General features: G+C 50.7%; 10 protein-coding genes and 1 pseudogene. 3 read left to right on the plus strand and 8 right to left on the minus strand.

Annotation, left to right across the window (positions count from 1 at the left end; genetic code table 11):
* Nucleotides 1–28: 28 nt before the first annotated feature.
* Nucleotides 29–358: an HI1450 family dsDNA-mimic protein gene (locus ACOTW6_RS02560; RefSeq protein ID WP_006810881.1), complete on the plus strand. Its 330-nt coding sequence runs from the start codon at nt 29–31 to the stop codon at nt 356–358.
* 31 nt (nt 359–389) lie between these two features.
* On the opposite strand, the pseudogene ACOTW6_RS02565 reads toward ACOTW6_RS02560, so the two are convergent.
* From ACOTW6_RS02565 to ACOTW6_RS02595, 7 genes and pseudogenes are all read right to left on the minus strand, one after another.
* Nucleotides 390–1,257 (minus strand): annotated as a pseudogene (locus ACOTW6_RS02565) (ion transporter).
* 14 nt (nt 1,258–1,271) lie between these two features.
* Complete coding sequence (gene oppF / locus ACOTW6_RS02570; protein WP_003856743.1) at nt 1,272–2,276, minus strand: murein tripeptide/oligopeptide ABC transporter ATP-binding protein OppF; 1,005 nt, start codon at nt 2,274–2,276, stop codon at nt 1,272–1,274.
* Nucleotides 2,273–3,286: an ABC transporter ATP-binding protein gene (locus tag ACOTW6_RS02575; protein ID WP_047747153.1), complete on the minus strand. Its 1,014-nt coding sequence runs from the start codon at nt 3,284–3,286 to the stop codon at nt 2,273–2,275. The genes oppF and ACOTW6_RS02575 overlap by 4 nt, the downstream gene beginning before the upstream one ends.
* 11 nt (nt 3,287–3,297) lie before the next feature.
* The gene (gene oppC / locus ACOTW6_RS02580; protein ID WP_015570372.1) at nt 3,298–4,206 is read right to left on the minus strand and encodes an oligopeptide ABC transporter permease OppC; all 909 of its coding nucleotides are present in this window, start codon (nt 4,204–4,206) and stop codon (nt 3,298–3,300) included.
* 12 nt (nt 4,207–4,218) lie between these two features.
* Entirely contained in the window at nt 4,219–5,139 is a 921-nt protein-coding gene (gene oppB / locus ACOTW6_RS02585) for an oligopeptide ABC transporter permease OppB (protein WP_003856738.1), read from the minus strand.
* 82 nt (nt 5,140–5,221) lie between these two features.
* Complete coding sequence (oppA, locus tag ACOTW6_RS02590; RefSeq protein WP_003856736.1) at nt 5,222–6,853, minus strand: oligopeptide ABC transporter substrate-binding protein OppA; 1,632 nt, start codon at nt 6,851–6,853, stop codon at nt 5,222–5,224.
* Nucleotides 6,854–7,621: 768 nt separating this feature from the next.
* Complete coding sequence (locus ACOTW6_RS02595) at nt 7,622–8,269, minus strand: YchE family NAAT transporter (protein ID WP_017384236.1); 648 nt, start codon at nt 8,267–8,269, stop codon at nt 7,622–7,624.
* A gap of 480 nt (nt 8,270–8,749) precedes the next feature.
* On the opposite strand from ACOTW6_RS02595, the gene adhE reads away from it, so the two are divergent.
* The gene (adhE, locus tag ACOTW6_RS02600; protein WP_003856730.1) at nt 8,750–11,431 is read left to right on the plus strand and encodes a bifunctional acetaldehyde-CoA/alcohol dehydrogenase; all 2,682 of its coding nucleotides are present in this window, start codon (nt 8,750–8,752) and stop codon (nt 11,429–11,431) included.
* A 69-nt stretch (nt 11,432–11,500) separates the two neighbouring features.
* On the opposite strand, the gene tdk is transcribed toward adhE, so the two are convergent.
* On the minus strand, nt 11,501–12,115 hold the full coding sequence (gene tdk / locus ACOTW6_RS02605; protein ID WP_003856726.1) for a thymidine kinase: 615 nt from the start codon (nt 12,113–12,115) through the stop codon (nt 11,501–11,503).
* A 550-nt stretch (nt 12,116–12,665) separates the two neighbouring features.
* Between tdk and hns the strand changes: the two genes are divergently transcribed.
* Nucleotides 12,666–13,079: a histone-like nucleoid-structuring protein H-NS gene (hns, locus tag ACOTW6_RS02610; protein WP_003856724.1), complete on the plus strand. Its 414-nt coding sequence runs from the start codon at nt 12,666–12,668 to the stop codon at nt 13,077–13,079.
* The last annotated feature ends 13 nt before the right edge of the window (nt 13,080–13,092 follow it).

Here is a 13,092-nt window from a genome sequence, read left to right on the forward strand (position 1 = left end):
GCCCAACGATGTTTAACAGGTAGTCATCATGGAAATGGATCTGAACAATCGCCTGACCGAAGACGAAACGCTCGAGCAGGCCTACGATATTTTTCTCGAGCTGGCGGTCGATAATCTCGACCCTGCTGACGTCATTCTTTTCAACCTGCAATTTGAAGAGCGTGGCGGTGCTGAGCTGTTCGATCCGTCTGAAGACTGGGCCGAACATGTCGATTTTGATCTCAACCCGGACTTCTTCGCCGAGGTGGTGATTGGCCTGGCAGATGAAGACGGCGGAGAAATTAACGACATCTTTGCCCGCGTCCTGCTGTGCCGCGAGAAAGACCACAAACTGTGCCATATTCTCTGGCGCGAATAATAAAAAAGGCTGCCCGCGCAGCCTTTTTTATTTAATCCGGTAAGGCATTTCCACAGCGGTGACAAAACCGCGCGCCGGGTTCATGATTCCCCTGCTGACACTTCGGACATTTGCGTTGCTGCTTGCTGTTCTGAAAGGCGCTGCTCATATGGGTGGTAATTAGCCCCGTTGGTATCGCTATTACTGAATAGCCGATCAGTATAAGAACCGATGCCACAATACGTCCGAGCGGCGTATGCGGGGTAATATCGCCATAGCCCACGGTGGTCACCGTGACGATAGCCCAGTAAACAGACGCATTAAGTGTGGTAAACCCGTATTTTGGCCCTTCGATTAAATACATCAGGGAGCCAAAAACGATCATCACGATAGCAATAAACGAATAGAAGAGAATCAGCTGGTGGCGGGCGCTGACAATGGCAACCCAAAAAACCCGCAGCGACGGCATAAAGCGCAGCAGTTTGAGTATTCGTAACACACGAATCGCCCGCATTGCACGCCAGGCAAACACATAATTCAGGCTGATCTCAGGCCACAGCCACATGACATACAGCGGCAGGATGGTGGCTAAATCAATAAATCCCCAGAAGCTGAAAACGTATTTCGCCGGATTTGGCCAGCTAATGACCCTCAGCACATATTCCGCGGTAAACACCAGCGTGACAATCAATTCCAGCCAGACGAAAACGTGCCACTCCTCATACGTCATGTGGTACTGCGTTCCGGCGCCGGATTCGATAAAGATAATAATGACGCTAATCAGCGCAAATAAACCACACAGACCTTCGAAGCGGCGACCGGAAACCGTTTCAGGATCAAATAAAAGGTGATACAGCCGCTGACGGGCCGACGTGAATAATCGCGACACATTAACCTCGAAAAATAAGGGCTGACATCATGTCAGCCCTTGCGATTATAACGGGTCTACTTTCAGGCAGGAAACCGCATGTCGGAAACTGCCCTCCAGAACCGGCCGTGTTTTTGCACATTCCGGCCCGGCTATTGGGCATCGCGTACGGAATACGCAGCCTGAAGGCGGGTTGATTGGCGAAGGCAGTTCACCTTCCAGAAGCTGAATGGTTTTATTTTTTTCCAGATCGGGGTCCGGAACGGGAACCGCAGACATCAGCGCTTTGGTATAAGGGTGCAGCGGATTGTGGTACACCTCATCATACGTACCCAGCTCCACGGCGTGGCCCAGATACATGACCAGCACACGGTCCGAAATGTGTTTTACCACCGCCAGATCGTGGGCGATGAAGATCAGCGACAGCCCCATTTCCCGTTGCAGTTTCTGTAGCAGGTTAACCACCTGGGCCTGGATGGAGACGTCCAGCGCCGAAACCGGCTCATCACAGATAATCAGTTTTGGTTCAAGGATCAACGCGCGTGCAATACCGATACGCTGGCACTGACCGCCGGAAAACTCATGTGGGTAGCGGTTGATGAGGTTAGGCAGCAGACCCACCTTCAGCATCATCGCTTTCACCCGGTCGCGAACTTCCTGGCGCGGCATCTTCGGATGATAGGTGCGCAGCGGCTCGGCAATGATTTCGCCAATGGTCATACGCGGATTCAGGGACGCCAGCGGATCCTGGAAAATCATCTGGATGTCGCTGCGGACGTCGCGCCATTCATCCGGCTTCATCCCCAGCAGATCTTTGCCAAGCCAGGCCACTTTCCCGTCGGTGGCTTTCACAAGGCCGATGATCGCCCGCGCAAACGTCGATTTGCCGCAGCCGGATTCGCCCACCACGCCCAGGGTCTCCCCTTCGTACAGGCGTAGCGTGACGCCATCCACCGCTTTCAGGGTTTTGGCAGGCTGCCAGAACCACTGTTTACCGTCTTTGATATCGAAATGGACCTTAAGGTCAGCGATTTCGAGCAGCACATTTCTTTTTTCGTCGATTGCGTTCATACCAGCTCCTCCAGCGGCTTAAAGCAGGCGCGCAGACGGCCTGGGGCAAACGCTTCCAGCGGCGGTGCACTGTTACAGATTTCCATCGCATGCGGACAACGCGGCTGGAACGGGCAGCCTTTTGGCAGACGCAGCAGGTTTGGCGGGTTGCCCGGGATAGTCAGCAGCGACTCCCCTTCCGCATCAAGACGCGGTACGGCATTCAGCAGCCCGATAGAGTACGGATGGGCTGGCTGGTAAAACACATCGCGAGCATTACCGTATTCCATCGTGCGGCCTGCATACATGACTAACACTTTGTCGCAGATCCCGGCAACGACGCCTAAATCGTGGGTGATCATGATGATGGCGGTGTTGAACTCGCGCTTCAGCTCGTTCAGCAACGTCATGATCTGCGCCTGGACGGTTACATCCAGGGCGGTGGTCGGTTCATCAGCGATCAGCAGTTTTGGCCGGCAAAGCAATGCCATCGCGATCATGACGCGCTGGCGCATACCGCCGGAGAACTCGTGTGGATACATGCGCATGCGCTTGCGTGCTTCAGGCATTTTCACCGCATCCAGCATTTTGACGGACTCTTCAAACGCTTCGGCTTTGCCCAGCCCCTTGTGGAGCATCAGCACTTCCATCAGCTGTTCACCCACCCGCATATAGGGGTTCAGGGACGTCATCGGGTCCTGGAAAATCATTGAAATCTGCTCGGCGCGCAGCCTGTTCAGCTCATGTTCCGGCAAATTCAGGATCTCTTTCCCGTTAAACGTCGCCGAACCACCGATCACGCCGTTTGACGCCAGCAGGCCCATCAGCGCGAATGCGGTCTGGGATTTACCGGAACCGGATTCGCCCACAATGCCCAGCGTTTCACCGGCACGCAGGTCGAAGTTGAGATCGTTAACGGCAGTAACATCACCGTCGGGGGTTTTAAACGTCACGCGGAGGTCTTTAACGTCCAGCAGTGCGCTGGTCCGCTGTTGCGCCTGTGGCGCGGTTGCCGTTTCAATAATGGTCATGACGGCGCTCCTTAACGGTCTTTCGGGTCGAGGGCATCACGCAGGCCATCGCCGATAAAGTTGAAACAGAACAGGGTGACGACCAGGAAGCCCGCCGGATACAGCAGTAGCCACGGTGACACTTCCATGGAGTTTGCGCCATCACTTAACAGAGCGCCCCAGCTACTCAGTGGCTCTTGCGTACCTAATCCCAGGAAGCTCAGGAATGATTCAAACAGGATCATACTTGGCACCAGCAGGGAGGCGTATACCACCACCACGCCCAGCACGTTAGGAACGATATGACGCACCACAATATTGGCGGTAGAAACGCCACCAACCTGTGCGGCTTCGATAAACTCCTTACGTTTGAGGCTCAGCGTCTGGCCGCGCACAATACGCGCCATATCCAGCCAGGACACCATCCCGATCGCCACGAAGATCAGCAGGATATTTTGACCAAAGAAGGTCACCAGCAGAATGACGAAGAACATGAACGGGAAGGAGTTCAGAATTTCAAGCATACGCATCATCACGGAGTCCACTTTTCCGCCGAGGTAACCGGAAAGCGAACCGTAAAGCGTGCCGACAATCACCGCCACCAGCGCCGCCGCGATGCCAACCATCAGGGAGATACGGCCGCCAATCGCCACACGCACCAGCAAATCACGCCCGGAGGAGTCGGTGCCGAAATAGTGCCCGGATTCCATATCCGGCGCGCTGGACATCATGCCCCAGTCCGTATCGAAATAGGTGAACTGAGAGAGCATTGGCGCCAGGGTTACGAACAGCGCGATAAGCACCAGCACGACCAGGCTGGCAACGGCGGCACGGTTATGCATAAAACGACGGCGGGCGTCCTGCCAAAGGCTACGACCTTCGACCTCCAGCTTTTCACTGAAGTTTTCCAGCGCCTCGCTGTTTTTCTTACTCAACATCATGGCGTGCTCCAGTTAGTAACGGATTTTCGGGTCGATAACGGCATACAGCACATCGACAACGGCATTAAACAGAATGGTCAGCGCGCCCACGAGGATCGTCAGGCTCAGCACCAGCGAATAGTCACGGTTAAGCGCCCCGTTAACAAACAGCTGCCCGATACCTGGCAGGCCATAAATGGTTTCAATCACCATTGAGCCGGTGATAATGCCGACGAAAGCCGGACCCATATAGGAGAGTACCGGTAACAGTGCAGGCTTGAGGGCATGACGGAAAATAATCCGGCGCATCGGCAGCCCTTTCGCACGGGCGGTACGGATGAAGTTCGAGTGCAGGACTTCAATCATTGAACCGCGGGTAATACGGGCGATGCTGGCGATGTAGGCCAGAGATAATGCCACCATCGGCAATATCATGAACTTCAGCGCCCCGCCGTTCCAGCCGCCCCCGGGAAGCCATTTCAGGGTTATGGCGAATATCATGACCAGCAACGGCGCGACAACGAAGCTGGGGATAACCACCCCAGTCATTGCGACCCCCATGACGGCGTAATCCCATCGGGTATTTTGTTTTAGCGCAGCGATAACGCCCGCAGTGACACCGAGAACAACGGCCAGGATAAATGCAGCAGCCCCTAATTTAGCCGATACCGGGAAGCTGGACGCCACCAGGTCGTTAACGGAATAGTCTTTATATTTAAATGACGGACCAAAATCACCGTGTGCAAGTTGCTTCAGATAGTTGAAGTACTGCGTGGTGATAGGATCGTTTAAATGGTATTTCGCTTCGATGTTGGCCATAACTTCTGGCGGAAGCGTGCGTTCACCGGTAAAAGGACTGCCCGGTGCAAGACGCATCATGAAGAAGGAAATTGTAATTAGAATAAATAACGTTGGAATCGCTTCAAGACAGCGACGCAGGATAAATTTCAACATTGCCCGTACCTTCTGGCGTGTGCCTGATGAATGTTACAAAATAGACACAGTGGGGCAAGCTCGCTCGCCCCACGTATTGCCATTAATGCTTGATAATATAAAGATTCTTAACGGAAATATTATCCAACGGGTCTTTACCGGTATAACCCCCTACCCATGGTTTCACCAGGCGGGCGTTAACGTAGTAGTAAACCGGAACGATCGCAGAGTCTTTATCGAGCTGTTGTTCTGATTTGGCGTACAGATCGGCGCGCTGGGCGTCATCTGCCACCTTCAGGGTTTCGCCAATCAGCTTATCAAACGCCGGGCTCTTATAATGTGCGGTGTTGTTCGAACTGTCGCTCAGCATGGTGTTCAGGAATGAGGTCGGTTCGTTATAGTCCGCACACCATCCTGCACGTGCCACGTCAAAGGTTCCCTGGTGGCGCGTATCGAGGAAGGTTTTCCATTCCTGGTTTTCCAGCTTCACGTTCACGCCGAGGTTTTTCTTCCAGATTGACGCGACGGCGATAGCCAGTTTTTTATGCAGATCGGAGGTGTTATACAGCAGGCTAAAGGTCAGCGGCTTGTCGGCGGTATAGCCAGCTTCAGCCAGCAGTTTTTTCGCTTCTTCGTTACGTTTTTCCTGTGACCATTTGAACCATTCAGGTTCAACCAGCTTCATACCGTCGGTGTAAGGCGGGGTGTAGCTGTAAGCCGGCAGGTCGCCCTGATTCTTCACTTTATTCACGATAATGTCGCGATCCAGTGCCAGCTTCAGTGCGGTACGAACACGTACGTCGGTGAACGGTGCTTTCTGGTTGTTAATTTCGTAATAGTAGGTGCACAGATACGGATCGACGTGAACTTCTTTCGGGATCTCTTTTTTCAGCTTCTGGAACAGTTCAATCGGCATGTTGTTATAGGTCATGTCGATTTCACCGCTGCGGTAGCGGTTTACGTCCGTCACTTCAGAAGAGATTGGCAGGTAAGTGACCTGATTGATAACGGTCTTCGCATTATCCCAATACTGCGGGTTGCGCTCCAGCACCATACGTTCGTTAACGACCCAGTCCTTCAGCTTATATGCACCGTTGGTCACGATATTCGCAGGCTGCGTCCATTTTTCACCAAATTTTTCTACCGCAGATTTTGGTACCGGGGAGACGGACGGGTGAACCAGCAGCTTATAGAAGTACGGAACAGGTTCGCTCAACGTCACTTCAAAGGTGTTGGCATCGATGGCTTTTACGCCAAGGTCGGTTACAGGCTTTTTACCCGTGATGATGTCATCGATATTGGCAATATGGCCATACTGGAGGTAACTCGCATACGGGGAGGCGGTATTCGGATCCGCCAGACGCTGCCAGCTATAGACGAAATCTTCGGCGGTAACCGGCGTACCGTCGGACCATTTGGCATCTTTACGCAGATGGAAGGTCCAGACTTTGAAATCTTTGTTGTCCCATTTTTCCGCCACGCCCGGAGCCGGGTGGCCGTCTACGTCAGTCACCAGCAGACCTTCAAACAGATCGCGGTTAACGTTAGACTCTGGAACACCTTCAATTTTGTGCGGATCAAGAGACTGCACTTCCGCACCGTTATTACGTACCAGCGTTTGCTTCTCAGCCAGCTGAACACCAGCAGGAACGTCCGCAGCCATTGCAGCGTTGCCCGCGATTAGCGCAGTTAAAATCCCCGCCGCTACCAGACTTTTTTTTGTGATGATGGACATTGTGTTGATACTCCACTCATTATAATGACTGACCTTCGCCAGTTGTGTAATCCCCTGTTGGGGCCTGTACAGCGCAGGAGTTTTTTTTGCTACTGTCAGGTTCTTTTTTTACTTCTTGCTATCACCGACTTCATTATTACTGACCGCTCGTACGGCGGTCTTGCGTCGATTCTTTACACCTCTCCCCTGTCAGAGAGATGCGTTGGATATCTTACGTGAGGGCTATATGAAAATAGTTCTCATCAACTTGTTTAATGCTGCAAAATATAAGGCCGGAAAGTACCAAATGGTGCCAACTCTCGCCAATACATTTTGCAAATTTGTTAAGCATTTCTCTTTTACGATGACTGGCATAACTATGGCGCCAACTCTGGCTTACGCCGAAATCAACAAAAAGAGATGTAATTCATACAGATAAGAAATTTTGTTGCTGCAAACGCGACGACATAGCTTAGCTGAACGAATTTTCACGAAAATTTAACAATTGATTATTATTTAGCACATTCGTCTGAGTCAGCGTCGAAATTACTAATATCATTTCGGTTATCTGTCAGCAAGCCCCAGAGTATCATGTGAGTAAAATAACAGAGGGTTTGAGGGATTTATGCGCGGTAAGGGGAAATGAAAATAAACAACCTCTTGAAAAACAACAAAAGAGAGTTATTAGTAGAACTTATTATGACTGGCGCCTATTTCAACTTTATTTATATGATTTGCAGATAATCACGTAAAAAACGGAGCCGCTGGCTCCGCTCTTTCAAATGAAAGTCAGTGTACTAACCCGGGGAATATACTTTTTATACCGGTAACGATAAATTCGATGCCCAACGCCATTAACAACAGACCCATGATACGGGTAATCACGTTGATGCCCGTTTGTCCCAGCAAGCGAACCAGCCATGGCGCCATACGAAATACGCCCCAGCAGCACAGCGCGAACAGCGCAATAGCGACGGAAAAGCCAATCAGGTGCATCAGGCTGTGGTAGCGCGTTCCCCAGACAATGGTGGAACTGATCGCCCCCGGGCCCGCCATCAGCGGCAGTGCCAATGGCACAACCCCGATGCTCTCGCGGATAGCTGTCTCTGATTTTTCCTGCTTGTTCTGTTTATCCTCCCCCAGCTTGCCGCTGATCATCGACATGGCAATCGTCACCACCAGGATCCCGCCTGCTATACGGAACGAATCAATCGAGATGCCGAAGACCTGAAGAATGGCGTCCCCGAGATAAAGAGACGTAAGCAAGATGATGGCCACCGACAGGTTTGCCGTCAGGTTGGTTTTATTTCGTGCCGCAGCCGTCTGATAGCTGGTCATACTGATGAAGACAGGGATGATCCCTACCGGGTTAACCAGAGCAAACAAGCCGATAAAAAACTTGAAATATGTAGGGAAATCAAAGAGCGTTTGAATCACATTAAGCTCCGCAATTGAGCATGGCCAGGGAGAAACTGCGTGTCATGATAAATCCGCGCTGAAGATACGCTTTTTAGCCGCATACTTCACCAGAAATCTGTTCTTAAACGTTATCAATTCATGATGTTAAACATTTGTGTAATCAATGATATCGCCGCTTCCAATAGTTACTTAATTATTTAACAGTAGAATAATTAGCACAAAATAACCCTGCTGAAAGGTATCAGCTTAGGACAAAATTGATCTCGATCATAATTTTCGTACTCAGAAGTGAGTAATCTTGGTTACGCCGCCAGGGAGATCACCTATCAAAAAGGTATGATGCTAAGGTAAGGCTCTTTTAGTAAATTAGTGAGCTGGAGCAGTGAGTAATCCTTTGTTTTACTGTGTGTTACGCAAGTGGGATCGGCTCTGACTATACTGTCAGACGTATCGAGCGCTGGTTTACTAAAAGAGTTTAAACATTATCAGGAGAGCATTATGGCTGTTACCAATATCGCTGAACTGAACGCCCTCGTCGAGCGCGTGAAAAAAGCCCAGCGTGAATATGCCAATTTCACCCAAGAACAGGTTGATAAAATCTTCCGCGCGGCCGCTCTGGCTGCTGCTGATGCTCGAATCCCTCTCGCTAAAATGGCCGTTGCCGAATCCGGCATGGGTATCGTTGAAGATAAAGTGATCAAAAACCACTTTGCTTCAGAGTATATCTACAACGCCTATAAAGATGAGAAAACCTGCGGTGTGCTGTCAGAAGACGATACTTTCGGCACCATCACCATCGCAGAACCGATCGGCATCATTTGCGGTATCGTTCCAACCACTAACCCAACCTCTACCGCCATCTTCAAATCTCTCATCAGTCTGAAGACACGTAACGCAATCATTTTCTCCCCGCATCCACGTGCGAAGGACGCCACCAACAAAGCAGCAGATATCGTGCTTCAGGCTGCCATTGCGGCGGGTGCACCAAAAGATCTCATCGGCTGGATCGACCAACCTTCTGTTGAACTGTCCAACGCCCTGATGCATCACCCGGACATTAACCTGATTCTGGCGACCGGTGGTCCTGGTATGGTTAAAGCAGCATACAGCTCCGGTAAACCAGCCATCGGCGTAGGCGCGGGTAATACTCCTGTTGTGATCGACGAAACGGCAGATATCAAGCGTGCAGTTGCTTCTGTGCTGATGTCTAAAACCTTCGATAACGGCGTTATCTGCGCATCTGAACAGTCAGTTGTTGTGGTTGATTCGGTATACGACGCCGTTCGTGAACGTTTCGCCAGCCACGGCGGCTACCTGTTACAAGGTAAAGAACTGAAAGCTGTTCAGGACGTAATTCTGAAAAATGGCGCGCTGAACGCGGCTATCGTAGGTCAGCCAGCGTATAAAATCGCTGAACTCGCTGGCTTTAGCGTCCCTGCTACCACCAAGATTCTGATTGGTGAAGTGAAGGTCGTCGATGAAAGTGAGCCGTTTGCTCACGAGAAACTCTCCCCGACGCTGGCAATGTACCGTGCGAAAGATTTCGATGACGCGGTAGAAAAAGCAGAGAAACTGGTGGCGATGGGCGGTATCGGCCACACCTCTTGCCTGTACACCGACCAGGATAACCAGCCTGAGCGTGTTGCTTACTTCGGTCAGAAGATGAAGACAGCACGTATCCTGATCAACACCCCTGCTTCTCAGGGTGGTATCGGTGACCTGTACAACTTCAAACTCGCACCTTCCCTGACTCTGGGTTGTGGTTCCTGGGGTGGTAACTCCATCTCTGAAAACGTTGGTCCAAAACACCTGATCAACAAGAAAACCGTTGCTAAGCGAGCTGAAAACATGTTGTGGCACAAACTTCCGAAATCTATCTACTTCCGCCGCGGCTCTCTGCCAATCGCGCTGGATGAAGTGATTACTGATGGCCACAAACGTGCGCTCATCGTGACTGACCGTTTCCTGTTCAACAATGGCTATGCAGACCAGATCACCTCTGTTCTGAAAGCGGCTGGCGTCGAAACTGAAGTCTTCTTTGAAGTTGAAGCTGACCCAACCCTGAGCGTTGTACGTAAAGGCGCTGAACTGGCGAACTCCTTCAAACCTGATGTGATCATCGCGCTGGGTGGCGGTTCCCCAATGGACGCCGCGAAAATTATGTGGGTGATGTACGAGCATCCGGAAACTCACTTCGAAGAACTGGCGCTGCGCTTTATGGATATCCGTAAACGTATCTACAAGTTCCCGAAAATGGGCGTGAAAGCGAAAATGATCGCCGTCACCACCACGTCCGGTACTGGTTCAGAAGTGACGCCATTTGCCGTTGTGACTGATGACGCTACCGGTCAGAAGTACCCGCTGGCTGACTACGCACTGACGCCAGATATGGCTATCGTTGACGCCAACCTGGTCATGGAAATGCCGAAATCACTGTGTGCATTCGGTGGTCTGGATGCGGTAACTCACGCTCTGGAAGCTTACGTTTCCGTACTGGCTTCTGAGTTCTCTGACGGTCAGGCTTTGCAGGCGCTGAAACTGCTGAAAGAAAACCTGCCAGCTTCTTACAACGAAGGTTCGAAAAACCCTGTAGCACGTGAACGTGTACACAGTGCGGCAACCATCGCGGGCATCGCGTTTGCTAACGCCTTCCTGGGTGTCTGTCACTCCATGGCGCACAAGCTGGGTTCACAGTTCCACATTCCTCACGGTCTGGCGAACGCCCTGTTGATCAGCAACGTTATCCGCTATAACGCCAACGACAACCCAACCAAGCAGACTGCCTTCAGCCAGTACGACCGTCCACAGGCGCGCCGTCGTTATGCTGAAATCGCAGATCACCTGGGTCTGAGCGCACCGGGCGACCGTACTGCCGCGAAGATCGAGAAACTGCTGGCATGGCTGGAAAGTCTGAAGGCGGAACTGGGTATTCCTAAATCTATCCGCGAAGCAGGCGTTCAGGAAGCTGACTTCCTCGCTCACGTAGATAAGCTGTCTGAAGATGCATTCGATGACCAGTGTACTGGTGCTAACCCGCGCTACCCACTGATTTCCGAACTGAAACAGATCCTGCTGGATACTTATTACGGTCGTAACTTCACTGAAAGCGATGTCGCAGCCGTAAAAGTTGAAATCCCCGCAGTTGTAAAGGCTGACAAGAAAGCGAAGAAAAACGCTTGATTGACAGTGTGACAAAAAACCCGCCGCTGGCGGGTTTTTTTATATCTGAGGATCAGTAAAACATTCTTATTATTTTCGATTGTCGCCCTGTAACGCCGTCAGCGAGCCTACAGCCAGCGCCTCTTTATAATGCTTGCGACAGACCGAGACATAACGTTCATTGCCTCCTATCACCACCTGCTCGCCATCAGCATAGGGTTTACCCGACTGGTCCAGGCGAAGAACCATACTTGCCTTGCGGCCACAAAAGCAGATCGTTTTCAGTTCAACCAGCTTATCCGACCAGGCGAGCAGATACTGACTGCCGGCAAATAACTCCCCACGAAAATCGGTACGTAATCCATAGCAAAGAACGGGAATATCCAGCTCATCAACGACCTCTGAAAGCGCATGGACCTGCTCACGGGTCAGGAACTGGCTTTCATCTACCAGCACGCAATGGACAGGCTTAGAGGCATGCTCGGCACGAATGTCCTCCAGCAGGTCCGTTTCAGGGTTAAACAGCCTTGCAGGCGACGAGAGCCCTATTCTTGAGCTTACCTTCCCTGCCCCAAAGCGATCGTCGATTTCGGCGGTATAAACAACGGTGCGCATCCCCCGCTCCTGATAATTGTATGAGGATTGCAGTAACGCCGTCGATTTCCCTGCATTCATTGCCGAATAGTAGAAATAAAGTTGTGCCATTGGCCGAAGAACCCTAATCAATGTGTAATATTCCCGATGGATCATTGTACCATATTTTGTACCGTCATCAGCGGCGCGGTGCACACTCCAGCCTGTCATGCCTGCGTAAACCCTTCGCAAATAGCGCAAAATAATGCGTTAAAACAGGCAGTAATGACATTAAACACTGACAATAAGGTGAGCCCGCAACCAGAGATAACACTTCTTTTTATAGTGTCTTCTTCGTTCATTAAAATTCACTATTTATTAACTATTCCTGGCTTCGCTGCGCTTACGCGGGGTAATACAAAAGGCTGATATTTATCAACCGCAACTATAATTCCTGAGGTAAAAGTCACAAAACAAACATGCAAATGACGCGTTTTTGCCGTTTGAAACGATATCTCGCAGACCCAACAAACAATGAAATTTAAGTTAGCGTAATTAATAATAGCGTCGTTTATTTTGTATTTTTTGAATTCCTTACATTCCCACCTATTGCACAAGTGAAATTAAGGCTCTATTATTAGGACAACAAACCCACCCCCATTATAAGTTTGAGATTACTACAATGAGCGAAGCACTTAAAATTCTGAACAACATCCGTACTCTTCGTGCGCAGGCAAGAGAATGTACCCTTGAGACGCTTGAAGAAATGCTCGAAAAATTAGAAGTTGTAGTTAACGAACGTCGTGAAGAAGAAAGCGCAGCTGCGGCTGAAATCGAAGAACGTACACGTAAACTGCAACAGTATCGCGAAATGCTGATTGCCGATGGTATCGATCCAAACGAATTGCTGAACAGCATGGCTGCGGCTAAAACCGGTACCAAAGCAAAACGCGCGGCACGTCCTGCTAAATATAGCTACATCGATGAGAACGGCGAAGAGAAAACCTGGACCGGCCAGGGTCGTACTCCTGCTGTAATCAAGAAAGCAATGGACGAACAAGGTAAACAACTGGATGACTTCCTGATCAAGGATTAATCTGGAAAGAATC

Source organism: Enterobacter cloacae complex sp. IR5403, from assembly GCF_049238705.1.
Lineage (GTDB): Bacteria > Pseudomonadota > Gammaproteobacteria > Enterobacterales > Enterobacteriaceae > Enterobacter > Enterobacter hormaechei_C.

What these genes read in the sequence shown, in the direction of transcription:
- ACOTW6_RS02560 (WP_006810881.1), top strand. Translation starts at nt 29, where the DNA reads ATGGAAATGGATCTGAACAATCGCCTGACCGAAGACGAAACGCTCGAG.
- oppF (WP_003856743.1), bottom strand. Translation starts at nt 2,276, where the DNA reads ATGAACGCAATCGACGAAAAAAGAAATGTGCTGCTCGAAATCGCTGAC.
- ACOTW6_RS02575 (WP_047747153.1), bottom strand. Translation starts at nt 3,286, where the DNA reads ATGACCATTATTGAAACGGCAACCGCGCCACAGGCGCAACAGCGGACC.
- oppC (WP_015570372.1), bottom strand. Translation starts at nt 4,206, where the DNA reads ATGATGTTGAGTAAGAAAAACAGCGAGGCGCTGGAAAACTTCAGTGAA.
- oppB (WP_003856738.1), bottom strand. Translation starts at nt 5,139, where the DNA reads ATGTTGAAATTTATCCTGCGTCGCTGTCTTGAAGCGATTCCAACGTTA.
- oppA (WP_003856736.1), bottom strand. Translation starts at nt 6,853, where the DNA reads ATGTCCATCATCACAAAAAAAAGTCTGGTAGCGGCGGGGATTTTAACT.
- adhE (WP_003856730.1), top strand. Translation starts at nt 8,750, where the DNA reads ATGGCTGTTACCAATATCGCTGAACTGAACGCCCTCGTCGAGCGCGTG.
- tdk (WP_003856726.1), bottom strand. Translation starts at nt 12,115, where the DNA reads ATGGCACAACTTTATTTCTACTATTCGGCAATGAATGCAGGGAAATCG.
- hns (WP_003856724.1), top strand. Translation starts at nt 12,666, where the DNA reads ATGAGCGAAGCACTTAAAATTCTGAACAACATCCGTACTCTTCGTGCG.